The organism is Flavobacterium sp. (assembly GCF_043778725.1).
GTDB lineage: Bacteria > Bacteroidota > Bacteroidia > Flavobacteriales > Flavobacteriaceae > Flavobacterium.
On record NZ_JAYWFT010000133.1, the window covers coordinates 1 to 25,849 of the forward strand.

Here is a 25,849-nt window from a genome sequence, read left to right on the forward strand (position 1 = left end):
TAATGCATAAGTAAAAGTACTTGTTGTGGCTCCAACGGCTGGTGTAAATGTACCAGTTGCTGCATTAAATACTCCGCCTGTTCCTGAACTTCGTGTCCATGTTCCGCCTGTTTGCTCGCCTGTTATTAAACTGTATAAATTAATTGCAGTAGAACTAGTTTCACATAGTATTGTGCTGCCATCTGTTCCTGCATTAACTTGAGGATTAACCACAACTTGTATTTCTTGGAATGGTCTACAAGTAACATCCGTTGGAGTAGGATTGGCAATTGCATATACATAGTATGTTCCGGCAACATTGGGCAAAGAACCTAATGATCCAAGAACTGGCGCGTTATAAGTTGCCGAATTTGTTGCTGGAGTTACATTTGACAATAAAGTACCTCCAGAATACATGTTTGAACCTGTTTGGGCCGAGTTAAAATAAACATAACTTATGGCATCAACTCCCGAAAAGGACGTAGCTACAGAAAAAGAAGCAGGATCAGAACCTATGCAAAGAGATTGATTAGAAGATGGCAAAGTAATTGTAGAACATGTTGTGTACAAAACAAAAGGTCTAATCTCAACGCAACCAGCTCCAACCAAATCTTGAATAACAGCATAAATAATTTGTCCGTTAGTACCTGGGAATGTTATTAAATTACCAATTGGATTAGCAATATTTTGAGCATCTGGAAGATTTGAGTGATAACTAATATCATAATCTGAAGGATTAAGCGTACCAAGCATCACCTGAGTATTTGACCCAATATTAAAAACACCTGTTGGTTCAGTTAAATCTATTGGCTGAGAAAGCGGCAATGGAGCATAGAACTCAACTAAAAAATTATTGGTACTAGTATAACTACAACCCGACGGTAAAGAGACAGAAACTGTGTAAGATCCTGGTTGAGTAACACTATAAGTATTACTTGGCCCAGAAGAAACAGCAGTTGTTCCTTGATACCATGTATAAGTTGCACCAGGAATTGCAGAAGCTCCAAAAACAATATCCCGAGTTCCACCAAAACAAATAGCAGTACCTCCAGCAACTGTATAACTAGGATTGGTAAATCCTGAACCCGATGTAATAACACTTCCAATATTAAAACTTCCACCGCCTAAAAACACAGCTGAATCAAAGGAATTATCATTTCTATCTGCAATTACTAACTTGATATGATATGTATTGTTAGGAATAACAGTAGCTCCTGCAGTCATTCTTACTGTTTGTCCATTAAAGTTAGTTGCAGTTCCTGCAGTTGCAGTTGTACCATTATTAAAAAACCCAAAGTAGTTATCGTGTAACGAGCCACAATTAGTTCCAAAGCCACTAAAGTAAGCGCCATCTCTAATTGTAGTAACAGAAATTGGATCTATTGTTCCTGGCACTAAAGCCAGATTAATTGGAGCAGAACTTGTTGTTAAATTGGTTAGAAAAAAAGCAAATGCATCAGAATAATCACATTGATACGTTCCATACTCTTCAGAAGCAAATAAGAAATCAAAACTCATTGTATTTGACAAGGGCACAAAATCAAATTGCAATACAGTAGCATTATTATAGCTATTAAGTCCGGGATCAATACCCAAACTTTGTATATAATTAAACAATTGAGTATCACCAACCCAAGCTGCATTACCAGCACTTTGGGAAACTGTATTTGGACCTGGAGCGCTAGCTACATTTCCAGTACTCAAGACTACTCCATTTGCAAGAGGAAAAGCTGGATTTGTATTTGTAAAATAACCAATACCATTCGTAGAACCATAATTGGTTCCTGTACTCCAAGTAATATTAGAAAGAGTTCCTGCACAAGCCGCAGAAGCTGTAGATCCAAAAAGCACATTCTGAACTAACTGCGGTACTGTATAAGTTGTAGTATTTACCGAAATTGCCTGCGAAAAACTACTATAACAAAAAGAAAAAAGTGTCAAAAAAAGTAGAATTTTCTTCATATTTTGTGGTTTAGTAAACATCATTTTCATATAAAATAACGTTTAAAGTGTTAATTAATTGTTTAAAACTTCAAATATAAACATTCCAAGAAAATAACTTTGTTAAATTTGTACAAAAATAGATAAGCTGTTATGAAACTCACGATAAAAGAAACACAAAACCCTACAATTCTAAAATTTGAATTCCCAGATTTCATCACTCAAAATGAAAGTTTTGAATACAAAAACATTGACGAAGCCAAAAACTCACCATTGGCGCAACAATTATTTTACCTTCCGTTTGTAAAAACGGTTTATATTTCTAGCAACTTTATAGCTATTGAACGCTTTAGCATTGTAGATTGGAATGATGTAAAAGATGCCGTTGCAGAGCAAATTGAAGACTATATAAAAACTGGTGGAAAAATAATTATTGAGGATGTTTTAAAACCTAAAAAATCGGCAATAACAGTATATGGAGAAACCACCCCAAATCCTGCAACTCTTAAGTTTGTTGTAAGTAGAAGATTAACACAAACAGCACTAGAGTTTAAAAACATAGATGAAACAGCGCCTTCTCCATTGGCCAAAGAGCTGTTTCAATTTCCATTTGTTAAAGAAGTTTTTATCGACGAAAATTATATTTCTGTCACCAAATACGACATGGCAACATGGGAAGAAATTACATTAGAAATTCGCACTTTCATTAAACAATTTATAGAAAATGGCGGTACTGTTATAGACGAAACTATTGTTATTGAAGATACTAAACAAGACAAACAGCAAATTAAAAATTTCGATAATCTTGACACTACTTCACAACAAATCATAAATATTTTAGAAGAATATGTAAAACCAGCGGTTGCAGCCGATGGTGGAAATATTTTATTTGACTCTTACGATGAAAATGAAAAACGCGTAAAAGTAATACTTCAAGGTTCTTGCAACGGCTGTCCATCGTCAACATTTACCTTAAAAAACGGCATCGAAAACATGTTAAAAGACATGCTAAACGACAAAGATATCATTGTAGAAGCATTAAACGCATAATTTTATTTAGGAGCGAACGGCTTGGGATTTTTACAAACCATATTCCTGCTTTCCTTTCCAATTTTTCTTTTTGTTGCCTTCGAGTGCCTCAGGCAACAAAAAGAAAAATTTCCACTTCAAACGTAGTTCACTGAACTCCTATGAAAATAATATTATGTGAAGTAATCAGGGCTAATTAGCAATGGTATTGAGCAAAAAAAACAATTCAAATCAACCAAAAACCAACCATCTAATGAAAAAATTAAAAGTAATTACATCGCTTGTTTTCCTTTCGCTTTTATTTGTGAATTGCAAATCCGACAAAAAACAAGTCGATTTTAAAAAAATAACCGACAACTATTTTGACGAAAAAAACATACTAAATCCTTTAGACGCAACACTTAGTGGTCAAAACCAATATAACGACCAACTTCAGTTTGAAATGACCGACTCGTACCGAAAAAAACAAGCCGCTTTTTTTAACAAATACGAATCTGAGTTAGCAACTATTGATTTCGATAAACTATCCGACGAAGAAAAAAACAGCTTTGACATCATTAAATGGGAAATTTCTGTAGGTAAAGATTTGCTAAAACAAAATGCCAACTTAATGCCTCTTCAACAATTTTGGGGTACACATTTAACCATGGCACAACTTGCTGGCGGCGAAAGTGCACAACCATTTAAAACCGAAAAAGACTATAAAAACTTCATAAAAAGAATGGATTTATATGCTATTTGGATAGATTCGGCAATGGTTTATATGAAAAAGGGAATTGATAAAGGTGTTGTTTTACCAAAAGTACTATCAACTAAATTAGTACCTCAATTTAGCGATATGATTACAGAAAAAACAGAAGACAATTTGTTTTACACGACTATAAAATCAATGCCTGCAAGTTTTTCAGACGCACAAAAAGAAACTATAAAAAAAGAATATACCACAACAATACAGGAGAAACTAATTCCAAGATTTCAAAAAATGGTTGTTTTTTTAAAATCCGATTATATTCCAGCTTCAAGAACCACAAGCGGCATTGGCAGTTTACCAAACGGTAACGATCTCTATAAAGTTTACGTAAAACAATGGACTACAACCGAAATGACTCCAGATGAAATTCACAATCTAGGATTAAAAGAAGTTGCGCGTTTAAAATCGGAGATGGAAAAAGTAAAAACCGAAGTTGGTTTTAAAGGAACACTATCAGCATTTTTTGATTATGTAAGAAATAAACCCGAATTGAAACCTTTCGAAAAACCAGAAGAAGTAATTGCTAATTTCGAAAAAATTCACGCCATCATTAAACCAAATGTTGATAAACTATTTTCGCTACAACCCAAAACTCCTTTCCAAATAAAAAGAACCGAAGCGTTTAGAGAAAAAACCGCAAGTGCCGAGTACGTTCAAGGTGCGCCCGATGGTTCTCGTCCCGGAACTTTTTATGTTCCAATTCCTGATGTGGCCGATTATAATTTCTATGCCGACGAAGATTTATTTCTTCACGAAGCCATTCCTGGTCACCATTTTCAAATTTCGCTACAACAAGAAAACCAAGAATTACCCAACTTTAGAAAATTCAATTGGTTTGGTGCTTACGGCGAAGGTTGGGCTTTATACACCGAAAGTTTAGGAAAAGAACTAGGACTATATAAAGATCAATACCAATATTTTGGAATGTTAAGCAGTGAAATGCATCGTGCCATTCGATTAGTAGTTGATACAGGAATTCACTCTAAAGGTTGGACACGCGAACAAGCCATTAAATATTCTTTAGACAACGAAGCCGAAAGCGAAGCTAGTATTATTTCTGAAATTGAACGTTATATGGCCATTCCAGGACAAGCGCTTTCTTATAAAATTGGCCAACTAAAAATTATTGAACTTCGCAAAAAAGCCGAAAAAGAATTAGGTTCAAAATTTGACATCAAGAAATACCACCAAATTGTTTTAGAATCTGGCGTGATGCCATTGGCACTTTTAGAGAAAAAAGTGGACAATTGGATAAAATCTAGCAAATAGAAAAACATCAAAAAAAAGTCGCAAATTCTAGTAAATTTGCGACTTTTTAATTTTAAAATTATGCATTTATAGTTTCCTGAATTTTTTTAAAATCTATTGGATTCCCATCAACATCATAAAATTGGTAGCGGTATTTTAACTTTCCGTTGAGCTCTTCAATATCAACATGCATTTGATAAAAACCATTATTCCACTCTACAATAACGTCAAAATAATAATCACCAACACCAAAACTTGAAGGCAAATTGCTTACATAAACTAGTTTTTTCGATTTCAAATTTAAAGTATTCACTTCAATATTATTGTAAGCACCAACATCTTCATTATCAAAAGTCCTTCCCATGTAATTGTATTGGCTTGGGGCTTTTTTACCTTTCTTTTCTTTGGTATCGTTATAAATATCTTTAATAGAAAAAATTACTTCTTTTAGAGAATATTTTCCAACATTCATCAACGAAAACTTAATTTGATGATTGTACATTACGCGTTGTCCTTTTTTTATTGGCTCTTGAAGATCACTTCCTTCGCCCAAATCAAGATCTTTAATTTCTACAATAGGAATGTTTTCGTTGGCAATTTGAGAAGTATTTTCGGTTTTAGAGTCGTTAGCTTGTGCATCTGTTTCTACAAATTGTTCTTTTGTATCTTGAATTTCATCCGACAAAACATCGATTTTTTTATTGGCAATATCAATAGCAGTTTCACTATCAGTAGTAGATTCGGCAACGCTACTAGATCGATACAATGAAAAAACAGAACCCATAATTAGCGCACATCCAATAAGTGCCAAAATAAGTGTTATCATAGGAGAATTCTTTTTCATACCATTTAATGGTTATACATGCTTTGTGTGATAGCACAAAAATAAATATTCAAAACCAATTTATTTTATATAAAAAAAATAGTTCTTAACAGAGAAATGAACTTTTTTGTAATAAAAAAAGCCCAAACTTTCATTTGGGCTTTTTTGTGCGGATAATAGGACTTACTTCGACTACGCTCAGCATAAACTTCTCGACCATTTACTCCACAAAAAAAGCCCAAACTTTCATTTGGGCTTTTTGTGCGGATAATAGGACTCGAACCTACACGCCTTGCGGCACCAGATCCTAAGTCTGGCATGTCTACCAATTTCACCATATCCGCGAAATTATCTCACTAGATTAAAGATTCTCGTTTGTGCTCGATTAATCTTCGATTTTGTGAGTGCAAATATAAACAATACTTTGTAATTTCCAAGACATAAATAACAAATTCCAAAAAAAATATACTCATCAAAAATTTGGAATTCGGAATTTAAATATTGGAATTTGTATTTGTATATTTGACATCATAATTTAATCAAATAAAATGGACAATATAAAACAATATGTTCAAGAAAATAAAGAGCGTTTTCTTGAAGAATTAATCGAATTATTAAAAATTCCTTCTGTTAGTGCCGATACAGCTTATTCTCAAGACGTTATCAATACTGCAAATGCTGTAAAAATAAGTTTGGAAAAAGCAGGTTGCAAGTTTGTAGAAATTTGTGAAACTCCAGGTTATCCAATAGTTTTTGGAGAACATATCATCGATAAAAATCTTCCAACCGTTTTGGTTTACGAACATTATGATGTTCAGCCACCAGATCCAATAGAGCTGTGGACTTCACCTCCATTTGAACCTGTAATAAAAAATACAGAAATTCATCCTGAAGGCGCAATTTTTGCTCGTGGCGCATGTGACGACAAAGGTCAAATGTACATGCACGTTAAAGCATTTGAGTACATGATTCAAAGCAATTCACTTCCTTGTAACGTAAAATTCATGATTGAAGGCGAAGAAGAAGTTGGGTCAAAAAGCCTTAGCGGATTTGTTCAAGAAAATCAAGAAAAATTATCTTGTGATGTGATTTTGATTTCTGATACTGGAATGATTTCCAACCAACAACCATCAATTACTACCGGATTAAGAGGTTTAAGCTACGTAGAAGTTGAAGTTACTGGTCCAAACAGAGATTTACATTCGGGACTTTATGGTGGCGCAGTTGCCAATCCAATAAATGTTTTGGCAAAAATGATTGCCTCGCTTCATGACGAAAACAACCACATCACTATCCCAGGATTTTATGACAATGTAGAAGAATTATCACTAGAAGAAAGAGCTGAAATGGCAAAAGCACCTTTCAATTTAGATAATTATAAGAAAGCATTAAACCTTAACGATATTTATGGCGAAAAAGGATATGTTACCAACGAAAGAAATTCCATCCGACCAACATTAGACGTAAACGGAATTTGGGGCGGATATACTGGCGAAGGTGCAAAAACTGTAATCGCTAGTCAAGCATTTGCAAAAATATCAATGCGATTGGTGCCAAATCAAGATTGGGAACAAATCACTGAATTGTTCACCAAACATTTTGAAAGCATTGCTCCATCTGGCGTAACTGTAAAAGTAAAACCGCATCATGGCGGACAAGGTTATGTAACTCCAATTGACAGTATTGGATACAAAGCAGCCAACAAAGCTTACACAGAAACCTTTGGAGTTCCAGCAATTCCTGTACGTTCGGGAGGAAGTATTCCAATTGTGGCGTTGTTCGAAAAAGAACTAAAATCTAAAACTATTTTAATGGGGTTTGGTTTAGATAGTGACGCAATTCACTCACCAAACGAACATTTTGGGATTTTTAATTACTTGAAAGGTATTGAAACTATTCCTTTGTTTTATAAGTATTTTGTGGAATTATCTAAATAAAAGAGACACTTATAACTCCGTCAGAGTTTAAAACTCTGACGGAGTTAGCTTAAAATATAATCCGTTTATTCTTAATTGAGTAAACGGATTTTTCTTTTGGGCGTTACCTTGTGCACAACATTTTCTTACAAAACAACACCTCGAAAGCAACAAGGTCAGACTTTCGGCTTTATCTTTTCCTTTTTAAAGAAAAAGGGTATCTCCTCAATCTCTAACGCAACCTCAGTAAAATAGGCACAAATGTTAAATTTTAACTCTACACTTGTAGAAGTAAATTTTTATTCTACATTTGTAGAGTTAATTCTAAAAACGTAGAGCAATGCAATTATCCAATTCAGAAGAACAGTTAATGGAACATTTATGGAAACTTGAAAAAGCATTCATGAAAGATTTACTAGAAGCTTTTCCCAAGCCAAAGCCAGCTACAACAACAGTTGCAACTTTATTAAAAAGAATGATTGATAAGAATTTTGTGGCTTACAATGAATTTGGAAATTCAAGAGAATACTATCCGTTAGTAAAAAAAGAAGATTATTTCTCCAAACACGTTAATGGATTGATTAAAAACTTCTTTAACGATTCAGCTTCACAGTTTGCTTCCTTCTTTACAAGAGAAACCAATCTAACCGAAAAAGAATTGGAAGAATTAAAAAAAATCATTGATGTAGAACTTCAAAAAAAGAAAAAATGATCGACTTTCTATTAAAATCAACCATCAGTTTAACCGTTTTTCTTGGCTTCTATCATTTAGTTTTAGAACGTGAAAAAATGCATCAGTTCAATCGATTTTATCTTTTGTTTTCTATTGTAATTTCGCTTGTAATTCCGTTTTTGACTTTTGAAATTATCAAAATTGTTCCTGCTGTTCAGAATTTTGAAACTATTGTTGAAGAACCTTTATTAATTCCATCAACAGGAATTTCTATTGAAGAAAAAATAGATTACACGCCTTATATTCTTTCGAGTTTATATGGAATAATTAGCTTTCTATTGTTAGTACGATTTGGAAAAAACATTAGGAAATTAATTTCAAAATCTAATTCTAATCAGAATGTAAAATACAAAAATGCTAATTTAGTTTTGGTTGAAGAAGAAACACTTCCGCATACTTTTTTGAATTCAATATTTATCAATTTTGATGATTACAATAATAGAAATATTGAAGACGAATTGTACTCTCACGAATTGGTTCATGTGACTCAGAAACATACGTTAGACATTTTATTTATTGAATTCTTGAAAGCAATTTTTTGGTTCAATCCGCTATTTATCTTCTACAAAAAAGCTATTCAACTCAATCACGAATTTCTTGCCGACGAAGAAATTGTAAAAACTTATAACAATGTTCCGTTTTATCAAAATTTGCTTTTGCAAAAAGGCAACGGAAACCAAACGATTTACTTGGCCAGTAATTTAAACTATTTAGTAACCAAAAAACGATTAATTATGATGACAAAAAGCACAACACAAAAAATTGCAGTTTTGAAAAAGATTGCAATTGTTCCAATTCTTGCTGGATTAATTTATTTTTTCTGTGTTGAAGTTGTGGCACAAGAAAAAACAGAAGCAACGACAATCTCTCAAAAAAAATACACTCCAAATGATAAAGATAAAATTAGAGATAGTTATTATTCTAATGTAAGAATAATGTTGAAGGACTTAAGAACAAACATCATAATTAATAAAATGTATGAAGAGTTATCACTTGAGGAAAAAAGAAGCTACTTAAGTTGGGTTCCAGATATAATTATTGAAAAGGAAATTCCACAACCATTATTCGAAAGAATGAAAACCAAAAACATGGCGGTTTGGATAAATGGAAAAACAAGTTCAAAAGAAGAAATTAAAAAATATAAACGAACTGATTTCAATTATTACACTTATAGTTTTGTACATAAAAACGCTAGATCAAAACGTTTTCCACAAGAATATCAATATACTTTATACACAAAAAAATATTTTGATGAAAACTTAAAAAACAGTCATTTACATTTTAGTAATGATACCTTAAAGATGGTAATTTCTAATTATGATAGAGCTACAAAAAAAGTTTCAGAATTATTAAATCCAAAAAGTGTAGTGGCTGATACAATTGTTTGGCAAACAAAAGGTAAGGAAGGTTATAATTTATATGTAAATGATAGTGTAGAAAAGAAAAAAGAATCAAGCTCAATCTATGCTATAAATGATATTGAAATAAAACCTGAATTTCAAGGAGGAATCTCAGAATTTTACAAATACATTGGAAAAAATTTTAAAATTCCAAAAGAAATCGCAACTGATGGTAAAATATTTGTGCAATTTGTAATAGAATCCGACGGAAAAATTTCTAATGTTAAAGTCATTAAAGATATTGGTTTTGGAACTAACGAAGAAACAATTCGGGTTATTGAAAACTCACCAAAATGGATTCCTGGCAAAAAAGATGGAAAACCAGTTAGAGTTCAATATTCTTTACCAATATTAATTAAACCTAATTAATTTCAAATCCGCTCTAATCAAGCGGATTTTTCTTTTATAAAAATCTGTGAATCTGTGGCTAACAAAACTAACTTTCAACATTTTATAACAATCTGTAATTTTTGGCGTTAAATTTGTACTAATCATCATCAATCAAAATCAATCATCATGTTAAAACGTTTTTTTATTCTTTGTTCTGGTGTCGACACTGACATTGTGAACGGTTGTTCCAACGGCGAACAAAACAAATATGCCGGAATTGGAGCCACAGTGTTCTTCACAGCAATTATGGCTTTTATAGCTAGTAGTTATGCTCTTTTTACCGTTTTCGATAATGTGTATACCGCAGTTTTCTTTGGGTTGGTTTGGGGATTTTTAATCTTCAATCTCGATAGATTTATTGTTTCTACAATCAAGAAACGCGATAATTTTCTAGACGAATTTATTCAGGCAACTCCACGAATTGCTCTGGCAATAATCATTGCAATTGTAATTTCAAAACCATTAGAAATCAAAATCTTTCAAAAAGAAATTGAAACTGTTTTATTAAAGGAGAAAAACGAAATGGCAATGGCAAACAAAAAGCAAGTTGCCAATTACTTTCAGACCGATGTTGACAAAAACAAAACTGAAATAGATGCTCTAAAAAGTGATATCGCAAAAAAAGAAAAAGAAGTAAACGATTTATACGCAACTTACATCACCGAAGCTGAAGGAACGGCTGGAACTAAAAAGCTAGGAAAAGGTCCAGTTTATGCCGAAAAAAGATTGAAACACGATGCGCAATTAAAACAATTGGACTCACTAAAAGCAATTAACGCAGTAAAAATTATCGAAAAAGAAAACAAAGCCAAAACACTACAAGCCGATTTAGACAAAAAAGTGACCGAAACACAACCAATTATTGATGGTTTTGACGGATTAATGGCACGAATTAATGCCTTAAATAAATTGCCTTGGTTACCTTCGTTTTTTATAATGCTTTTGTTTCTAGCTATTGAAACTTCTCCAATTATTGCTAAACTACTTTCTCCAAAAGGCGAATATGATTTTAAGCAAGAAGACAACGAAATGGGAATTAAAAATATGTTGGCACAAAATCGTTACCAAAGTGAACTGCAGCGAAAAACCGATGCCGAAATTTATGATAAAGTGTATGCTGACATTAAAGACGATAGAGAACTTTATAATTACAAGAAAAAAGGCGCAATAGATTTATTGAAATTGCAAGCTGACGGATTTGTAGAAAAGCAGAAGAAATCGATGTAAAACAGAAAAGGAGTCAAAATAAATTGACTCCTTTTTCTTTAAAAACTAACTGACTAATGATTGAAATAAACCCTTACAAATATTTAATCATTACCCAAATCTAATATGAAAACAAATTGCCAGTTAGTGTGTTTTAAAAAAAGCAGGCGAAAGTGTGTGAAAACCTTATTCCAAAAGAAAACTACTTAACTCGAAATTTTAACCTAAAAATTAAATCTTCATCGAATGGTTACCTACTTTTTTATTCTATAATGAATTACTCCAACTTCAAATTGAAGTTAATAGTTTTTAAAATATCTGCTTTACAATGGTGAAAATCTAAAACAATAACACCTTCAAAGTTTAAAGCTTCAATTTTTTCACTCATTTTTCTATTGGGAGAACCAATAAAAAAATGCTTTATCTTAGTGAAAATTTGCATCAAATTAAAAAAATCTTCCATGTCGTGGACAATGAAAAAACAAGTGTCAAAACCTATAATTTCTTCTAATAAAAAAATTTTCTTATTGGTGCATGTCTCTATAAACATTTTATCAGAATAGTAGTGTTTTATAAAAGAAGAAAAACCTTTGGAAGTGTCATATACATATACTTTTTTATTCATTTATTTCCCAGGTTTTCAACCTCTCTAAACAATTTATATTCGAAAATTCTTTTTTTAAATAATGTTGCTTTTCTTATAAATTTATCCTCAACATAAATTTTATAAACCACTCCATTTGTCATTTGAAACTTTATAATACTCTTTTTTTTGTTGACTTTCTTTAAAATAAAAAAATAGGATGCAACAATTGACAGGCAGTAAAAACTAAAAAATATATTGCTAAACAGAAGCGAATTAATTTTAAAAAAAGAAGATTTATAAACTACTATTTCAATATCAAAAATGTCTTGAACTGCAATTTTTTTATTTTTGAGTTTATAAATTGTAACTTCATCGTTGGAAACAAAACCAAATTCTGAGAAATAATAGTTGTATTTTCTAATTTCACTCATACCGTCAACTTGCTTTTAGTAAATTCGATTTTAAAGCAATTTTTTTATTTATTTTTGATACTATTTCTTTCGCATCCGAACTAAAATGGGTGTCAACTTTAATAGAAAATGATTGATAATCTTCTGTCATCAATAAAATTCGATACGTATATTTCTTAAAAAAATAAGAACTAAATAAAAATACAGTAGCAACAAAATAAAGCAATGATTTTACCACCATTAGATTACTTTCCATTAAAAAAGACAAATAAATCATTACAAAAGAAAGGCTTAGAATTAAAATATTAAACTGAAATTCTCGTCCTTTTATTACTCTTATTTTTTTTACGCTATCAATACTTGTGTACGATGAACTATTGTGCCTAAGCAGGTAAAAATGATCTTCAAAAACTAATCCGTAGCTGTTGAAAAATTCTAACTTTGATTTACTTGAAATAGTCATTTTGGAGATTTTTAAAATTAAACAATTAACTTTATCTAAGTTTTTGATTAGAAAACTTAAAAAAATAATATCCCATTAACAATACGGCCAAACAAATAACAACATAATGATAATTGTCAATATTTGCAGCTATTGGATCGGCTTTTGCATATTCGGTAGCATCCTCAGACGCTGCAATAGCATCTTCATTATCTTGTGAAAAAATAAAACTTGGATTAGAAATAAATGCTATCGCAAAAAAAACAATTGACTTTGAATTAATTAACTTCATCTTTTATCAAGTTCTTACAATTCAAAATGATTGCAATTCATAAACTCAATTACAAACTTACTTGCTATATCTTGTTGCAATTTATTTATTCGACGAAGCGTTAAAAAGTGATGTTGAAAGTCGGTTTAGGTTCGACTAAATTATTTTTATAAAATAAAAAACAGTAAGAAACTTGAAGAATTTAAACACCTATTTTACAGATATTACAGAAGATTTAGGTGTTGCATCAATTCGGACCGATTATTTTTACTTACCGGAATTATTTCTTTTCCAATTAAAACTGAAGAGTCTTGAATATCAATAATTTTGCTGATGTTGATTATGTAGGAACGATGAATTTTTAAGAAAATTGTTTTGGGTAATTTATCTTCAATTTTCTTTAAAGTAGTATGAACAGTATAGTTTTGCAAGTCGGTTTTTACTATTATATAATCGCCATTGGCCTGAATAGTGTTTATTGTTGCCATATCAATTTTTATCAATCGCTTGTCTATATTGACATAAATTTCTTTAGTTTCTGTATCAATTACACTTGTAGCTTTGTTAATTTTTTCAGATTTTTGGTGTACACGTTCAATGGCTCTGTTAAATCTATTTTCTATAATTGGTTTCACTAAATAATCGGTTATGCAATCATAATTAAAAGCTTCTAAAGCAAAATTATGATCGGTGGTAACCAATATAATTTGTGGAGGATTTTTAATAGTTTGAACAAAATCAAAACCCGAAAAATTGGGCATATGAATGTCTAAAAAGATTAAATCTACCGTATTGTTATTTAGATATTTAATGGCTTCCATAGCATTAGAAAACTGATCTACAAGAACAAGATTTGGAGATTTTAATATTAAAATGGATAGAATTTCTCTAGCCAGTTTTTCGTCGTCAATGATTATACATTTCATAGGTTAAATTTAGTAGGTTATAATTTTGATATGAAATTTTCAATTTTTTGCATACATTTTTCAAAATCAACTTGATATTGAACCGATTTCTTTCTTAAATTTTGCTGGTACAATTGGGCTTTTTGATGCTCTATTTCAAGACCAAAAAAACCAATTTTGTGGCTCAGTTTATGAACCAATTCTGCCATTTCTATATAGTTTAAAGTGTGGCTTGCATTGTTATAATTTTCAAGTTCTTGAGGGAATTCTTCTTTTAATATTGCTATTAATTTCAGTTTTATATTTTGGTCTCCATCAGATAATGCGTTTAGATAATTCAAGTTGGGGATTTCTTTCATAATCTTTATTTATGTAGTGTAAAGAAGAACGTTGTGCCTTTATTTTCTTCACTTTCTAGCCATATTTTTTCATTTGCATTTTCTAAAATTCTTTTAACAATAGAAAGTCCTATGCCTTCTGCTCTTTCATCTGCGTCTAATGATTGAAATATTTTAAATATTTTATTGTGATTTTTTAAGGCAATTCCCTTACCGTTATCGCTAACAAAGAAGACATAGTGGTCTTTAAATTCTTCAAATCCTATTTCAACAATTCCGCTGGGTTTGTCATTATAATTTATAGCATTACTAATTAAATTTTGGAACAATTGCTGAATTCTATATCGATCTGCTTTAATAACTGGAAGTTGCTCTTTTACAATAATTTTAATATGTGACGGAATAAAAACAATGCTAATGATGTTATTTACAACATTATTCAAATCAATTTTATTATTGACAACGCTTACAATATCGATTTTAGAATAAATCAAAATTCCGTTAATAAGTTGATCCATTTTTTCAACTTTTTTTTGAATCATTAAAAAATAATTGGCAGTTTTTGCATTCAATTCTTTGTCATTATCCTCTTCTATGAAAGTAATTAACGAGTGAATGCTTCGCAACGGAGATTTTAAATCATGAGAAACTATCTGTGCATATTCACTAAGTTTTTCATTTTGTTTTTCTAAGTTTTTACGCAACAATTCTTGTTGAATTTCTAGATTTTTAGTTTCAGTAACATCAACAAAAAGTCCAATAGACCCAATAAGTTCGCCATTAAAATCATAATTTGGACCACCACTAACTAGTATTTGCCTAATATCACCAAGGGCATTTTTAATGGTCAATTCATACGAATCTGATTTTCCTTCTTGACGTTTTAAAATCTGTAAATTTCTAATCTTTTTTCCTTCATCATCCAAAAAAATATCGGAAGCTTTCTTACCAATAAGATACTCTATAGAATATCCTGTTGTGGATGAAAATAATTGATTGGCTAATAAAATAGTGTCATTTGTATCCACTTCTAAAAGCCCAATGTTCATATTATCAATGATATTTCTATATTTTTCTTTTTCAATATTTAGACTTTCTTTGTATTTTTTGTTAATAGTAACGTCGTTGTAGCTCCACAAATATCCTGTAAATTTTCCTTCAGAAATCACTGGCAAACATCTTCTTTCTATATATCTACCGTCAATTAACTCTAGTTCTTCGCCAAGAACAATCTCTTTGTTTTTAATTATTTCATTAATTCTTTCAAAGTAGTTTTCACTATTTTTAAGTTTGCTTTTTATTTCTAATTCAAAAGTGCTACAATCAATTCCTATTAAAGAACTGTCTTCTCTTTCTAAGCCAAAAGTTACACAAAAACTTTTGTTGGCCATTACAATTTTTCGCTTTTCATCTTCGAGCAATATTCCTGTTTGAAGATTTAATAATAATGACTTAAAACTGTCTTCGTTTTTCATCGATTTGCTCTTATTTTCCATTTCTAAAATAGATAAACAAGGTGATCCAACAAAAAGAAAATGCTCCTGATAACATTCAAATTGTCCTTTTAAAATCACTTCCTTGTTAATTGATTCTATAGTTATTTGCTGAGAAAGCAAACTATAAAAAAAATCAAAATTTAGATTTTCAATATAAGGATTGGATATAAAAAAAGCTTCGTTAAAAAATGAATTTTCTTTTAATTCAGAAATATTTTTAGACATAATTTGCCCAAAGCTTAGTATTTTAAGATTGCTATCAATTAAAATAAAAAAAGGGAATAATTTATTAAAACTAGTTAGGTCAAATTGAAAATTTTTCATTTTTGGCAACTACTAAATTTGAAAATTTCATTAAAAAACTAAACTTCATAATAGAAATTGGCTGTTTATGTTTGATGTAAAACATACAAATTGGTTAAACAGAAAATTTAATAGAAGTAAATAATTTGTTAGAAATTAGTTTCTTTTAGAAAAGTTATTAAAGGTAGTTCTATTTTTTAAAGAAAGATTTTATTTGTAAAAAAAAAGTGTTAGTTTGTGACAATTTAAGATAATACTTTATAATATTTACATAATTTACAACATTATCGTTTTTTTAGTAACAATTATTGAAGCTTATAAAAGCACAAATCGCTAATTATCTATTGTAATAGACGAAATTTTAGCTATAAATTAGCTCATTACCACACCAATAATCGAGCGTTTGTTTAATTCTTACAAAATAGTCTTCATATTTTAGTGGTTTAATAATATAGCCAGCAATACCTATTCTAAAACATTCTAGAATATCGTTAGGGTTATTAGAAGTTGTAAAAACAACTGAAGGAATGTGTTTTAAAAAATCATCATTTTTTAGAATTCTCAAAAACTCAATGCCATTAAGTTTTGGCATGTTTAAATCTAGAAGGATAATATCTGGAGTTACACCTTTCATTTTTAGAATTGAAAGCGCTTCTTCACCATTATTTGCCTCAACCAATTTATGTTTTATAGCAAGTGAATTAATAACTCTATTGAATTTCATTACTTCAATAACGTCGTCTTCAATTAATAAAATAGTAAGTGTTTTTCCCATCTATAAAAGCATATTCAATGACATTTTACACAAATATCATATAAAAAATTTAAAATAAAACAAATACTTATAAAACTCGTTCAATCAATGATTAGTGTCGACGAATTTGTTTTTATTATAGAAAATTAGTATAAAATGATACTACATGTGACCTAAAATTTCCTTCTTATAATTATCATATTCACCCTGCAATATCAATCCGTTGTCAAGAAGTTTCTTATAATTCTGAAGTTTTTCAAACAACTCATCTTGAGATAAATCGGACAATGATTTTTCGTTTTTAATAGGTTGTTGTTGCGCAAACTGATTTTGTGGTTCAGCGCTAAAAGTAGGCTGTGAAACAGGAACGATTTCGGCAAAATTTGTCACCTCTTCTGTTTCCATTTCTTCAACTTGCTCTTCTTCCTCAATTATTGCAACTGGCACTTCTTCAACAAGTGCTTCTTCAACAACAGTATTTGCAACCGGAGCAACTCCATTTTTTAAAATATCAAGTTGTTCTTTGGCGTAAGTGTACAATTTTCTAGCTTGATTTTTTGGCAAATAATCAACGGTATGCGTCAATTCAGATTTGGTAGTAAATGTAAATTCGGCACCAAGAATTCCTTCTTTTACAAAACTTGCAGCAATATCATCCCAATCATAATCAACAAATTCCATTGACAAACCAAGATTCTTTGGTTTGCATAGAATTATTCTTTTATTGGTAACTACAATACTGTCTGGAAGTATCGTTACTGCTGGTTTTTTTTGCACTGCAATATATCCAATTTCTTCGTTAGACATTAAAAGATTACTCAATTTAGCAGTGATTTTCTCAATTGCTTTTGGATCTTGGTCTTCGTTTAATATTTTCTTTAAATTATCAATCATATCATTTTAAGTTACTGAGAAACTTAGTTGCTAAGTTGCTGAGATTTTATAAATATTACACAAAAGTAATGCCTAATTTTCTAATTCGAGAATTTCAGCTTGAATTTTTTTGGTCAAACTTTTAAAAACCAAATCATAAGAATGATTAATCAATTCGCACATCATTTTATTAGAAACATCTCCGTTAAAATCGATCGTATTCCAATGAATTTTACTCATGTGAAAACCCGGATTTATAGATTCATATTCGGCACGGAGTTCTAATGCCTTTTCGGGATCACATTTTAAATTTAGTGACGGCTCACCTTTTTCCCATTGTTTTAACGATGAAAGTGCAAACATTTTTCCGCCAACTTTAAACACCAAAGTGTCTTCATCAAACGGAAAATGTTCGGTTACGCCTTTTTTAGATAAGCAGAATTCATAAAATTGTTGAATGTTCATTTTGAAAAAATATTCAGTGTTCCGTTTTAAGTGTTCAGTTGTGAATTTTAAATTATTTTGTAAAGAATTGGTTTTGATGGTGAAGCATCATTTTCAAACGAAGCAATTTGCAGATTTAATAGGTAATTCCCATCTTGAATTTCATTTTCTACAAAAATCATTTCGGTTATGGTACAATTTAATCGTGCATCTTTGTTTAAAACATTTACATCTTTCACATTCCAAAATGCTTTGTGTGCCAATAATTTTCCTTCATCCTCTTCTCTATCAACGCTTGGCAAATCGATTAGTAAATGTTGAATTCCGATTTCTCGGATAAAAATTGCCGCTTCTTCAGATAAATAAGGCGGATTAGTTTTGGAATAATTTTTATGTTTTTTCGATTCTAAATTTGGTAAAGTTCTGATGATTAATGCTTCTAGATTATTGTGTTTTGTCACATCGAGCGCAGTCGAGATGCTTTCTAATGTAATCACCAAATCTCCGTTTATATTTTCTGGCTCAATCGAAATCAATTCGGATGTAAAGAAAAATTGTTTCAAACATTGATTTATCGAATAAAATTCTCGTGTTATGTGTCCCATACATTCCGTGTGCGTTCCGTGTCCGTGTGGATTGAAGAAAATGTTGTTGAAATTAGTCGAACTTCCCTCGGATACTTTTCCTATCCAATCGCCAAATTTTACTGGTTCAATTTCGGGTTTTTCAATGTACCACGCAATTGGGTTTTCATCAGTATTTGATAATGGGATTGAAATATCAATTGGTTTTGATAAGTCGATTTCGTATTTATTGTCGATTAATGCAATCATAATGGAACGCGGATTTAACGGATTTTCAAACGCGGATTTTACGAATTTTTCTGCGTTACTTTTACTCCAAATTTAATAAAAATAAGTCGGAAGCAATTCCATCACTCAAAAACTTTCCTTTTTTGGTAGTTCGTAAAATATTTTCATCTACAAAAAGCAAATGATCTTCAATATATTTTGCTGCTTGTTGGTTGAGATAATCTAAATACGTTTTTCCAAATTCAGTTTCAATTCTATCTAAAGAAATTCCCCAAATGGTGCGCAAACCTGTCATAACATATTCGTTATATCTATCAGTTTTAGATAAAATTTCGGATTCTGATGGTAATTTATTCTCGGATATTGATTTCAAATACAAACCATTATTTGACACATTCCAACCGCGTTTTTCTCCGTCATAACTGTGTGCCGAAGGTCCAATACCGATGTATTTTTTGCCCAACCAATAACTAGAATTATTCATAGAAAAATAATTCTCTTTTCCAAAATTAGATAATTCATAATGAATAAAATCATTTTCGGATAGTTTATCAACCAAAATCTGAAAATGTTCTTGAGCAACTTCATCATCTGGCTGCGGAATAATTCCTTTTTGAATAAATGTGTGCAAAGCTGTTTTTGGTTCAACCGTCAAGGCATAACTCGAGATATGTGGAATATTAAAAGACAAAGCAGTTTCGATATTCTGAAGCCATTTTTCGTTGCTCATTTCTGGAATTCCGTAAATTAAATCTACAGAAATATTATCAAAATATTGTGTTGCAAATTCGAGACATTCTTTAGCTTCTTCCGAGTTGTGCGCGCGATTCATCAACTTTAAATCCTCTTCAAAAAAAGATTGAATTCCGATAGATAAACGATTTATTTTGTTATTTGATAGTTCAATTATTCGCTCTTTCGACAAATCATCTGGATTAGCTTCGACCGTAATTTCTGGATTATCAACAACTTTATAATTAGAATAAACAGTATCAATCAATAATTTCAAATCAGAAATTTCTAAAATACTTGGCGTTCCTCCACCAAAATAAATGGTTTCAACTTGTTGGTTTTGAAACTCACTTTTACGCATTTCAATTTCTTTTGCCAATGCCAAAACCATCTCATCTTTTTTCTTCATTGAAGTCGAAAAATGAAAGTCGCAATAGTGACACGCTTGCTTGCAAAATGGTATGTGTATGTAGATTCCTGACATTTTAATTAAATAATTTGGAAATTTGATAATTAGATAATTCTTGTTTTTTTATTTTGAATTAATTTTCTAATTATCTCATTTTCTAATTTTACTTTCATTTTCCTTCACAAAAGCATCCCAACCTGTGTAACTTTTTTCGCCAACCACTTTTCCAGAGTTGAAGAAATGGCAAACTGCTGCCGCTAATCCATCAGTTGAATCCAGATTTTTTGGTAATGTTTTTAATCCTAAAAGTTGTTGTAGCATTTTGGCGACTTGTTCTTTACTGGCGTTTCCGTTTCCGGTGATGGCCATTTTTATTTTTTTTGGTTCGTATTCTGTAATTGGAATATCTCTAGAAAGTCCGGCTGCCATTGCAACTCCTTGCGCTCTTCCTAACTTTAACATTGATTGCACGTTTTTACCAAAAAAAGGAGCTTCAATAGCAATTTCGTCTGGATTGTGCGTGTCGATTAATTCAATTGTTCGCTCAAAAATGACTTTTAACTTCTGGTAATGGTTGTCGTATTTACTCAATATCAACTCGTTCAACTGCAGAAATTCCATTTTCTTGTTGACTACTTTTATCAATCCGAAACCCATGATGGTTGTTCCTGGGTCGATTCCTAAAATTATTCTTTCGTTTGCCAATTATTTATTGAAGAATTATTCTTCTTTTTTTAGGTTAAAAAATTCATTTAATCGTTCTTCAATTAACTGTTTGTTTGGTAAAAAATCTTTATATTTTTCTGGTAAAACTGATGATGTAGAATAAGTTGCAACTCCAATAGGATTTTGCGTGTTCTTTAATGAATACTCAACAACAGTTCGATCTTTGTACTTGCAAATTATAATTCCGATTGAATCGTTTTCGTTTGGAAGTTTTACTTTATCATTTAACACATTCAAATAAAACTCCATTTTTCCTTTGTGTTCTGGTTCAAAATCATTTATTTTCAAATCTATTGCAACCAAACATTGTAGTAATCTATGGTATAATAACAAGTCGATTTTATATTCTTTGTCATTTACATTTAAGTTAAATTGACTGCCTACAAATGTAAAATGATGTCCCATTTCAATAAGAAATTTTCTAACATTTTTTATTAATTCTAATTCCAACTCTCGTTCTGAATGAAAGTCATTTAGTTCTAAAAAATCAAAATTATAATGATCTTTTACTGCTAAAATTGCTTGATTTTTAATTTGTTCTGGAACTGTTTCGTCAAAATTGGTTTGATTGAGTAAATATTTTTCGTAAGTTTTATTTTCTATTTGATGCCTCAAAATGTCTTTTGTCCAGCCAAATTTTTTGGTTGCTATTGTATAAAACTGCCTTTGTGTATTATCTTTACATTTTGTCATTATGACAATATGTTTTGTCCAACTAATTTCTCCAACCAATGGTTGGAGATTTTCAAGCAAATGATATTCAGTGTAAAACTGAGCCATTAACCATAAATTTGTAACTGAAAAACCACTTACATTAGGAAATTCTTTTTGCAATTCTTTAGACAAATTAGGCACAACAGATTTACCCCAGCTTTCTACTTGTTTTTCTGAAATGGATTTCCCAATTTCCCAATATAAATTTATTAAGTGAATATTAACTGCTTTTAAAGCTTCATATTGCGCTTGCCTGACTTTTACAATTACATCACTAATAAAACTCTTTTCAATATTTTCCATATTAATAAACGATTTCTAAACAAAAACACAAGTTACTTGTTTCAAAGTTTTGTTTCTTTGCAACCAATGATTACAATTCCTCACAAAGCTAAACAATTCTTGGTTTTTTCAGTCAAACTTTTGATTGTTGTTGGCGCATTTTATTTTATTTACAATCAACTTGCTTCCAATGACAAATTAGATTGGGATAAATTTTTAGTGTTATTTCATAAGAATCAATCGGTTGCTGGAATTTTGTTTATTTTAGTTTTTAGTTTTTTGAATCGTTTTTTTGAAATTCTGAAATGGCAAAATTTGGCTCAAGTTGTAAAACCAATTTCTGTAAATGAAGCGACGAAACAAGTTCTTGCCGCATTAACTTTGGGCGTTTTTACTCCGGTTGGCGTTGGTGAATATGCTGGAAAAGCATTGTATTTTGATAAAAAAGATACTAAAAAAATTATTTTTCTGAACTTAATTTGCAATGGCGTTCAAATTGTTGCTACAGGAATTTTTGGTATTCTAGGTATGATGATTTTAGGTTATTGGCTTTGGAGTTTCGGAATACTAGCGATTACAATTGCCTTCTTTCTTTTTTCTTATTTCACAAAAAAAACCAAAATTAAAGGCTATTCTATTGAAGATTTAATTGAAAAAATTAATGAAATTCCGAAGAAAGTTCATCGTAAGAATTTGATTTTAGGATTTTGTCGTTACTTGGTTTTTTCGCATCAATATTATTTCTTGTTTTTGGCATTTGATATCGATTTGCCTTATTCTACTTTAATGGCAACTATTACTACGGTTTATTTTCTTGCATCGATTGTGCCGAGTTTTCAGTTTTTAGACTTTGCTTTAAAAGGAAGTTTGGCGGTTTATTTCTTCGGATTACTTGGCGTAAACGAATGGGTTGTGGTTTTTGTCACTATGCTGATGTGGTTTTTAAATGTGGTTTTACCGGTGGTTTTTGGAAGTTATTATGTTTTAATTTTTAAGGTTTTGCCACAAAAATATTAAGTTTTAAACCATTAAGAAATTAAGGTTCATTAAGTTTATAATTTTGAAAATTTATTTTTGTTATGATTGAAATTACCCTTTATTTGATTTTGGCAGTTTATGCTGCGTTTATTTTGCAACTTATTTTTGGTTTTTATAAAGTAAAATCATTTGTAAGAACCGATGAAAAACCCAAAACTACATTCTCGATAATTGTTCCGTTTAGGAATGAAGAAAAGAATTTACCAAAACTTTTAAAGTCGATTTCAAATTTAAATTACCCTAAAGAATTATTTGAAATTATAATGGTAGATGATTTTTCTACCGATGCTTCGGAACGTGTTTACATTAAATGGCGGATGGAAAACGGCTTGATTGAAACGACACTTTTAGAAAACTTACGTTTATCAAATTCACCCAAAAAAGATGCAATTTCTAGAGCAGTTCCAATCATTAAACACGAATGGATTATTACTACAGATGCCGATTGTATTGTAAATAAAAACTGGCTACTGACTTTAGACAATTTTATTCAAAAAAATAATGCCGAAATGGTTGTTGGCGCTGTAGTCTACAAAACTAGAAATAACTGGTTTCATCAGTTTCAGCAATTGGATTTACTGAGTTTGCAAGGAACTACAATTGGAAGTTTTGGAATTGGAAAACCGTTTATGTGCAACGGAGCAAATTTTGCTTATACCAAAAAACTTTTTAATGCGATTGGAGGTTTTGGTGGAAACAACAAAATGGCAAGTGGTGACGATGTTTTTTTATTGCAAAAAGCGTTGAAAAACCACTCGGATAAAGTGCAATATTTGAAAAACACGGATGCAATTGTAAAAACAAAACCCGAAAATAATTTGTATAAATTGTTTATGCAACGCGTTCGTTGGGCGAGTAAAACAACAGGATATTCTGGATATTATTCTAAAAGTTTGGCAGTTGTGGTTTTGGCTATGAATGCTTTATTAGTTGCGAGTTTCGGGTTGCAGGTTTCGGGTTTTATGGATTGGAAAACTTTGCTAATTGCATTTGTAATTAAATATTTTGTTGATTATTTATTGTTGTTGAAATCGAATCAGTACTTGCGAAAAGGTAACTTTATTTTTCCTTTGGCGAGTAGTTTGGTTTATCCTTTCTTTTGTAGTTTGGTTGGAATTTATTCTTTGTTTGGTGGTTTTACTTGGAAAGGTAGAAATTTTAAAAAATAATTTACATTTTCAATGTTTCATTATTTTGAGATTCTTTATTTTATTCAGAATGACAAATATTACTTTTCAGTTTTAATAATTACAGGTAAAATGAATTGAGTTTTCACTGGAATTCCGCGTTTTATAGCTGGATTTACTTTTGGAAAATCTACTAGTTTTAACCGAAGAATACTATCAATTTTAATGGTATCGTAAGCAACAGAATCTTTAGGGAATTGGGGCTCAAACACCATTGTTGCATCAGAATTTACAGTTACTTTTACTTGAATTGTATCTAGCTTTGGGAACAATACTTTCAAGGTGTCAACGCTTAATTTTTGCTGAATTGTGGTTGCCATGAACTCAAAGAAACATTGCTTTTTTTGGTTTGGATCGGTTAATTTTTCGCAATCAATAATCGATGGATATTCGTCAACTTCTTTCCAATTTATTTCTTTCAACTGCTTGCTTAACAACTCTTTTTCAGACGGAACTTGCTTCTCAAAATATTGACAAGAGGCAAAGGATAAAACCAGAAAATAGAGCGCTATTTTTTTCAATTGGTTATTTTTTGGAGTTTAAATATTCCGAATAGCTTTTGTTGAACCATTCTTGCTTTGCTTTAGTAGATTCTTCTTTTTGGTTTTTATACAAAAGTCCTAATTTTTCAGAATAGATGGCAATTTTAATAGTATAAGTATAATATTCTTCTTTTGTTAATGTTGTTTTTTCATCGTTTTGTTTCTGGAAAAACTCAAAAAACAATGCGTCAAATTCTTTTTTATCAAAGGCTAGAACCTCTTTTTTATACTTAGCATAAAGAGTTTCTTTTATTGCAATATCTGGATCATTAACTGCTTTTTCTTGTCCAAAAGCATTGCTTGTTGCACAAAAAATTAAGAAGTAAAAAACTGCTATTTGAATTATTTTTCTCATATTCGTTTCCAAAAATACTAAAAATTTATTTTAATGGATATTATATTAGTTGTTCTTGGGTTAATTTGTTGTGTTGTGGGACTTTTTGGGAGTTTTTTACCTGTTTTACCAGGCGCGCCAATTAGTTGGATTGGGCTTTTATTGCTTTATCTAACTGATTTTGTTGAAAACAATTATTGGGTTTTGGGCAGTACACTTATTTTGACAATTGCTATTTCAATTTTAGATTACATTATTCCAGCTAAAGGTACGAAGAAATTTGGAGGTACAAAGTATGGCATTTGGGGAACCAATATTGGACTAATCATAGGATTGTTTTTTCCTCCAATTGGTTTTATTATTGGATTGTTTGTTGGTGCTTTTATTGGAGAATTAATCTATAATTTTGAAGATAAAAAAGGCGCTCTAAAAGCTGCAACTGGAGCTTTTCTTGGTTTTTTAGTTTCTAGCTTTATGAAATTTATGTTGTGCTTGTCTTTTCTTGTTTTATTTTTATTTGTAGCAATTAAAAATTACTTCTAGATTGTAATAAGCAAAAAAGCCATCCACAAAAGTGGAAAGCTTTTCATTGGTCTAACTACTAAACCGTGATACGCTTTACAAAGGCGTATCGAAAACAACACAACTATTATGAATGATTTGCCAAACATTTAACGTTTGTTTACAAATGCATTTCGGATGCTTTTTTGGGCAAAAAAGCACTTCATTTCTGAAGTGCTTTTCCCAATTTAGCGGTCTGGACGGGACTCGAACCCGCGACCCCATGCGTGACAGGCATGTATTCTAACCAACTGAACTACCAAACCATCGCTTT

The 25,849-nt window shown here is 30.8% G+C and carries 26 protein-coding genes and 2 tRNA genes; 9 read left to right on the forward strand and 19 right to left on the reverse strand.

The window, feature by feature from the left end; translation table 11 throughout:
• Positions 1-1,941, reverse strand: a 1,941-nt coding sequence (locus ACH2CG_RS12725; RefSeq protein WP_395065770.1) for a choice-of-anchor L domain-containing protein, incomplete at its 3' end; no start/stop codon positions are given.
• A 132-nt stretch (positions 1,942-2,073) separates the two neighbouring features.
• On the opposite strand from ACH2CG_RS12725, the gene ACH2CG_RS12730 reads away from it, so the two are divergent.
• Both ACH2CG_RS12730 and ACH2CG_RS12735 read left to right on the forward strand, forming a co-directional pair.
• Positions 2,074-2,970, forward strand: a complete 897-nt coding sequence (locus ACH2CG_RS12730; RefSeq protein ID WP_395065772.1) for a NifU family protein — start codon at positions 2,074-2,076, stop codon at positions 2,968-2,970.
• A gap of 232 nt (positions 2,971-3,202) precedes the next feature.
• Positions 3,203-4,969: a DUF885 domain-containing protein gene (locus tag ACH2CG_RS12735; protein ID WP_395065774.1), complete on the forward strand. Its 1,767-nt coding sequence runs from the start codon at positions 3,203-3,205 to the stop codon at positions 4,967-4,969.
• A gap of 58 nt (positions 4,970-5,027) precedes the next feature.
• On the opposite strand, the gene ACH2CG_RS12740 is transcribed toward ACH2CG_RS12735, so the two are convergent.
• Positions 5,028-5,774 carry a hypothetical protein gene (locus ACH2CG_RS12740; RefSeq protein WP_395065776.1) on the reverse strand — a complete coding sequence of 249 codons (747 nt, stop codon included), beginning with the start codon at positions 5,772-5,774 and terminating at the stop codon, positions 5,028-5,030.
• Positions 5,775-6,033: 259 nt separating this feature from the next.
• Positions 6,034-6,115: transfer RNA gene (locus ACH2CG_RS12745), tRNA-Leu, on the reverse strand.
• A gap of 204 nt (positions 6,116-6,319) precedes the next feature.
• On the opposite strand from ACH2CG_RS12745, the gene ACH2CG_RS12750 reads away from it, so the two are divergent.
• The 4 genes from ACH2CG_RS12750 to ACH2CG_RS12765 all read left to right on the forward strand — a co-directional run bounded on the left by ACH2CG_RS12750 (position 6,320) and on the right by ACH2CG_RS12765 (position 11,437).
• Positions 6,320-7,708, forward strand: a complete 1,389-nt coding sequence (locus ACH2CG_RS12750; RefSeq protein WP_395065778.1) for a dipeptidase — start codon at positions 6,320-6,322, stop codon at positions 7,706-7,708.
• 319 nt (positions 7,709-8,027) lie between these two features.
• Entirely contained in the window at positions 8,028-8,399 is a 372-nt protein-coding gene (locus tag ACH2CG_RS12755; protein WP_395065780.1) for a BlaI/MecI/CopY family transcriptional regulator, read from the forward strand.
• Positions 8,396-10,189, forward strand: coding sequence for an energy transducer TonB (locus ACH2CG_RS12760; protein ID WP_395065782.1), 1,794 nt, complete (start codon positions 8,396-8,398; stop codon positions 10,187-10,189). The genes ACH2CG_RS12755 and ACH2CG_RS12760 overlap by 4 nt, the downstream gene beginning before the upstream one ends.
• Positions 10,190-10,336: 147 nt before the next feature.
• Positions 10,337-11,437, forward strand: coding sequence for a DUF4407 domain-containing protein (locus tag ACH2CG_RS12765; RefSeq protein ID WP_395065784.1), 1,101 nt, complete (start codon positions 10,337-10,339; stop codon positions 11,435-11,437).
• Positions 11,438-11,693: 256 nt separating this feature from the next.
• On the opposite strand, the gene ACH2CG_RS12770 is transcribed toward ACH2CG_RS12765, so the two are convergent.
• From ACH2CG_RS12770 to ACH2CG_RS12830, 13 genes are all read right to left on the reverse strand, one after another.
• Positions 11,694-12,041 carry a hypothetical protein gene (locus ACH2CG_RS12770; protein WP_395065786.1) on the reverse strand — a complete coding sequence of 116 codons (348 nt, stop codon included), beginning with the start codon at positions 12,039-12,041 and terminating at the stop codon, positions 11,694-11,696.
• 396 nt (positions 12,042-12,437) lie between these two features.
• The gene (locus ACH2CG_RS12775) at positions 12,438-12,875 is read right to left on the reverse strand and encodes a hypothetical protein (RefSeq protein WP_395065788.1); all 438 of its coding nucleotides are present in this window, start codon (positions 12,873-12,875) and stop codon (positions 12,438-12,440) included.
• Positions 12,876-12,906: 31 nt separating this feature from the next.
• Positions 12,907-13,146: a hypothetical protein gene (locus tag ACH2CG_RS12780; protein ID WP_395065790.1), complete on the reverse strand. Its 240-nt coding sequence runs from the start codon at positions 13,144-13,146 to the stop codon at positions 12,907-12,909.
• A gap of 203 nt (positions 13,147-13,349) precedes the next feature.
• Complete coding sequence (locus ACH2CG_RS12785) at positions 13,350-14,051, reverse strand: LytR/AlgR family response regulator transcription factor (protein ID WP_395065792.1); 702 nt, start codon at positions 14,049-14,051, stop codon at positions 13,350-13,352.
• A gap of 17 nt (positions 14,052-14,068) precedes the next feature.
• Positions 14,069-14,389 carry an Hpt domain-containing protein gene (locus ACH2CG_RS12790; protein WP_395065794.1) on the reverse strand — a complete coding sequence of 107 codons (321 nt, stop codon included), beginning with the start codon at positions 14,387-14,389 and terminating at the stop codon, positions 14,069-14,071.
• A gap of 5 nt (positions 14,390-14,394) precedes the next feature.
• A complete protein-coding gene (locus ACH2CG_RS12795; RefSeq protein ID WP_395065796.1) occupies positions 14,395-16,188 on the reverse strand; it encodes a PAS domain S-box protein in 1,794 nt (597 codons plus the stop codon).
• A 340-nt stretch (positions 16,189-16,528) separates the two neighbouring features.
• Entirely contained in the window at positions 16,529-16,942 is a 414-nt protein-coding gene (locus ACH2CG_RS12800) for a response regulator (RefSeq protein WP_395065798.1), read from the reverse strand.
• Positions 16,943-17,083: 141 nt separating this feature from the next.
• A complete protein-coding gene (locus ACH2CG_RS12805; protein ID WP_395065800.1) occupies positions 17,084-17,815 on the reverse strand; it encodes a PH domain-containing protein in 732 nt (243 codons plus the stop codon).
• Positions 17,816-17,887: 72 nt separating this feature from the next.
• Entirely contained in the window at positions 17,888-18,259 is a 372-nt protein-coding gene (locus tag ACH2CG_RS12810; protein WP_395065802.1) for an MmcQ/YjbR family DNA-binding protein, read from the reverse strand.
• Positions 18,260-18,306: 47 nt separating this feature from the next.
• Complete coding sequence (locus ACH2CG_RS12815; RefSeq protein ID WP_395065804.1) at positions 18,307-19,071, reverse strand: cyclase family protein; 765 nt, start codon at positions 19,069-19,071, stop codon at positions 18,307-18,309.
• A gap of 61 nt (positions 19,072-19,132) precedes the next feature.
• Positions 19,133-20,266, reverse strand: coding sequence for a radical SAM family heme chaperone HemW (gene hemW, locus ACH2CG_RS12820; RefSeq protein ID WP_395065806.1), 1,134 nt, complete (start codon positions 20,264-20,266; stop codon positions 19,133-19,135).
• Positions 20,267-20,341: 75 nt separating this feature from the next.
• Positions 20,342-20,896 carry a crossover junction endodeoxyribonuclease RuvC gene (gene ruvC, locus ACH2CG_RS12825; RefSeq protein ID WP_395065808.1) on the reverse strand — a complete coding sequence of 185 codons (555 nt, stop codon included), beginning with the start codon at positions 20,894-20,896 and terminating at the stop codon, positions 20,342-20,344.
• Positions 20,897-20,911: 15 nt separating this feature from the next.
• Positions 20,912-21,934, reverse strand: a complete 1,023-nt coding sequence (locus ACH2CG_RS12830; RefSeq protein ID WP_395065810.1) for a YhcG family protein — start codon at positions 21,932-21,934, stop codon at positions 20,912-20,914.
• A 66-nt stretch (positions 21,935-22,000) separates the two neighbouring features.
• Between ACH2CG_RS12830 and ACH2CG_RS12835 the strand changes: the two genes are divergently transcribed.
• A complete protein-coding gene (locus ACH2CG_RS12835) occupies positions 22,001-22,930 on the forward strand; it encodes a hypothetical protein (protein ID WP_395065812.1) in 930 nt (309 codons plus the stop codon).
• A gap of 62 nt (positions 22,931-22,992) precedes the next feature.
• Positions 22,993-24,120, forward strand: a complete 1,128-nt coding sequence (locus ACH2CG_RS12840; protein WP_395065814.1) for a glycosyltransferase — start codon at positions 22,993-22,995, stop codon at positions 24,118-24,120.
• Positions 24,121-24,179: 59 nt separating this feature from the next.
• Here ACH2CG_RS12840 and ACH2CG_RS12845 read toward each other — a convergent pair whose 3' ends face one another.
• Both ACH2CG_RS12845 and ACH2CG_RS12850 read right to left on the reverse strand, forming a co-directional pair.
• A complete protein-coding gene (locus tag ACH2CG_RS12845) occupies positions 24,180-24,659 on the reverse strand; it encodes a hypothetical protein (protein WP_395065816.1) in 480 nt (159 codons plus the stop codon).
• Between the two features lie 4 nt (positions 24,660-24,663).
• Positions 24,664-25,035: a hypothetical protein gene (locus ACH2CG_RS12850; protein WP_395065818.1), complete on the reverse strand. Its 372-nt coding sequence runs from the start codon at positions 25,033-25,035 to the stop codon at positions 24,664-24,666.
• A gap of 33 nt (positions 25,036-25,068) precedes the next feature.
• Between ACH2CG_RS12850 and ACH2CG_RS12855 the strand changes: the two genes are divergently transcribed.
• A complete protein-coding gene (locus tag ACH2CG_RS12855) occupies positions 25,069-25,557 on the forward strand; it encodes a DUF456 domain-containing protein (protein ID WP_395065820.1) in 489 nt (162 codons plus the stop codon).
• Positions 25,558-25,767: 210 nt separating this feature from the next.
• Here ACH2CG_RS12855 and ACH2CG_RS12860 read toward each other — a convergent pair.
• Positions 25,768-25,841 (reverse strand) — tRNA-Asp (locus ACH2CG_RS12860).
• Positions 25,842-25,849: the final 8 nt, after the last annotated feature.

Excerpts from the sequence above, each read along its gene's own strand:
- ACH2CG_RS12755 (WP_395065780.1), top strand. The coding sequence starts at position 8,028 with ATGCAATTATCCAATTCAGAAGAACAGTTAATGGAACATTTATGGAAA.
- ACH2CG_RS12815 (WP_395065804.1), bottom strand. The coding sequence starts at position 19,071 with ATGATTGCATTAATCGACAATAAATACGAAATCGACTTATCAAAACCA.
- ACH2CG_RS12765 (WP_395065784.1), top strand. The coding sequence starts at position 10,337 with ATGTTAAAACGTTTTTTTATTCTTTGTTCTGGTGTCGACACTGACATT.
- ACH2CG_RS12760 (WP_395065782.1), top strand. The coding sequence starts at position 8,396 with ATGATCGACTTTCTATTAAAATCAACCATCAGTTTAACCGTTTTTCTT.
- ACH2CG_RS12835 (WP_395065812.1), top strand. The coding sequence starts at position 22,001 with ATGATTACAATTCCTCACAAAGCTAAACAATTCTTGGTTTTTTCAGTC.
- ACH2CG_RS12790 (WP_395065794.1), bottom strand. The coding sequence starts at position 14,389 with ATGAAAGAAATCCCCAACTTGAATTATCTAAACGCATTATCTGATGGA.
- ACH2CG_RS12840 (WP_395065814.1), top strand. The coding sequence starts at position 22,993 with ATGATTGAAATTACCCTTTATTTGATTTTGGCAGTTTATGCTGCGTTT.
- ACH2CG_RS12750 (WP_395065778.1), top strand. The coding sequence starts at position 6,320 with ATGGACAATATAAAACAATATGTTCAAGAAAATAAAGAGCGTTTTCTT.
- ACH2CG_RS12770 (WP_395065786.1), bottom strand. The coding sequence starts at position 12,041 with ATGAATAAAAAAGTATATGTATATGACACTTCCAAAGGTTTTTCTTCT.
- ACH2CG_RS12795 (WP_395065796.1), bottom strand. The coding sequence starts at position 16,188 with ATGAAAAATTTTCAATTTGACCTAACTAGTTTTAATAAATTATTCCCT.
- ACH2CG_RS12810 (WP_395065802.1), bottom strand. The coding sequence starts at position 18,259 with ATGAACATTCAACAATTTTATGAATTCTGCTTATCTAAAAAAGGCGTA.
- ACH2CG_RS12735 (WP_395065774.1), top strand. The coding sequence starts at position 3,203 with ATGAAAAAATTAAAAGTAATTACATCGCTTGTTTTCCTTTCGCTTTTA.
- ACH2CG_RS12855 (WP_395065820.1), top strand. The coding sequence starts at position 25,069 with ATGGATATTATATTAGTTGTTCTTGGGTTAATTTGTTGTGTTGTGGGA.
- ACH2CG_RS12800 (WP_395065798.1), bottom strand. The coding sequence starts at position 16,942 with ATGGGAAAAACACTTACTATTTTATTAATTGAAGACGACGTTATTGAA.
- ACH2CG_RS12775 (WP_395065788.1), bottom strand. The coding sequence starts at position 12,875 with ATGACTATTTCAAGTAAATCAAAGTTAGAATTTTTCAACAGCTACGGA.
- ACH2CG_RS12740 (WP_395065776.1), bottom strand. The coding sequence starts at position 5,774 with ATGATAACACTTATTTTGGCACTTATTGGATGTGCGCTAATTATGGGT.
- ACH2CG_RS12780 (WP_395065790.1), bottom strand. The coding sequence starts at position 13,146 with ATGAAGTTAATTAATTCAAAGTCAATTGTTTTTTTTGCGATAGCATTT.
- ACH2CG_RS12850 (WP_395065818.1), bottom strand. The coding sequence starts at position 25,035 with ATGAGAAAAATAATTCAAATAGCAGTTTTTTACTTCTTAATTTTTTGT.
- hemW (WP_395065806.1), bottom strand. The coding sequence starts at position 20,266 with ATGTCAGGAATCTACATACACATACCATTTTGCAAGCAAGCGTGTCAC.
- ACH2CG_RS12730 (WP_395065772.1), top strand. The coding sequence starts at position 2,074 with ATGAAACTCACGATAAAAGAAACACAAAACCCTACAATTCTAAAATTT.
- ACH2CG_RS12830 (WP_395065810.1), bottom strand. The coding sequence starts at position 21,934 with ATGGAAAATATTGAAAAGAGTTTTATTAGTGATGTAATTGTAAAAGTC.
- ACH2CG_RS12805 (WP_395065800.1), bottom strand. The coding sequence starts at position 17,815 with ATGATTGATAATTTAAAGAAAATATTAAACGAAGACCAAGATCCAAAA.
- ACH2CG_RS12785 (WP_395065792.1), bottom strand. The coding sequence starts at position 14,051 with ATGAAATGTATAATCATTGACGACGAAAAACTGGCTAGAGAAATTCTA.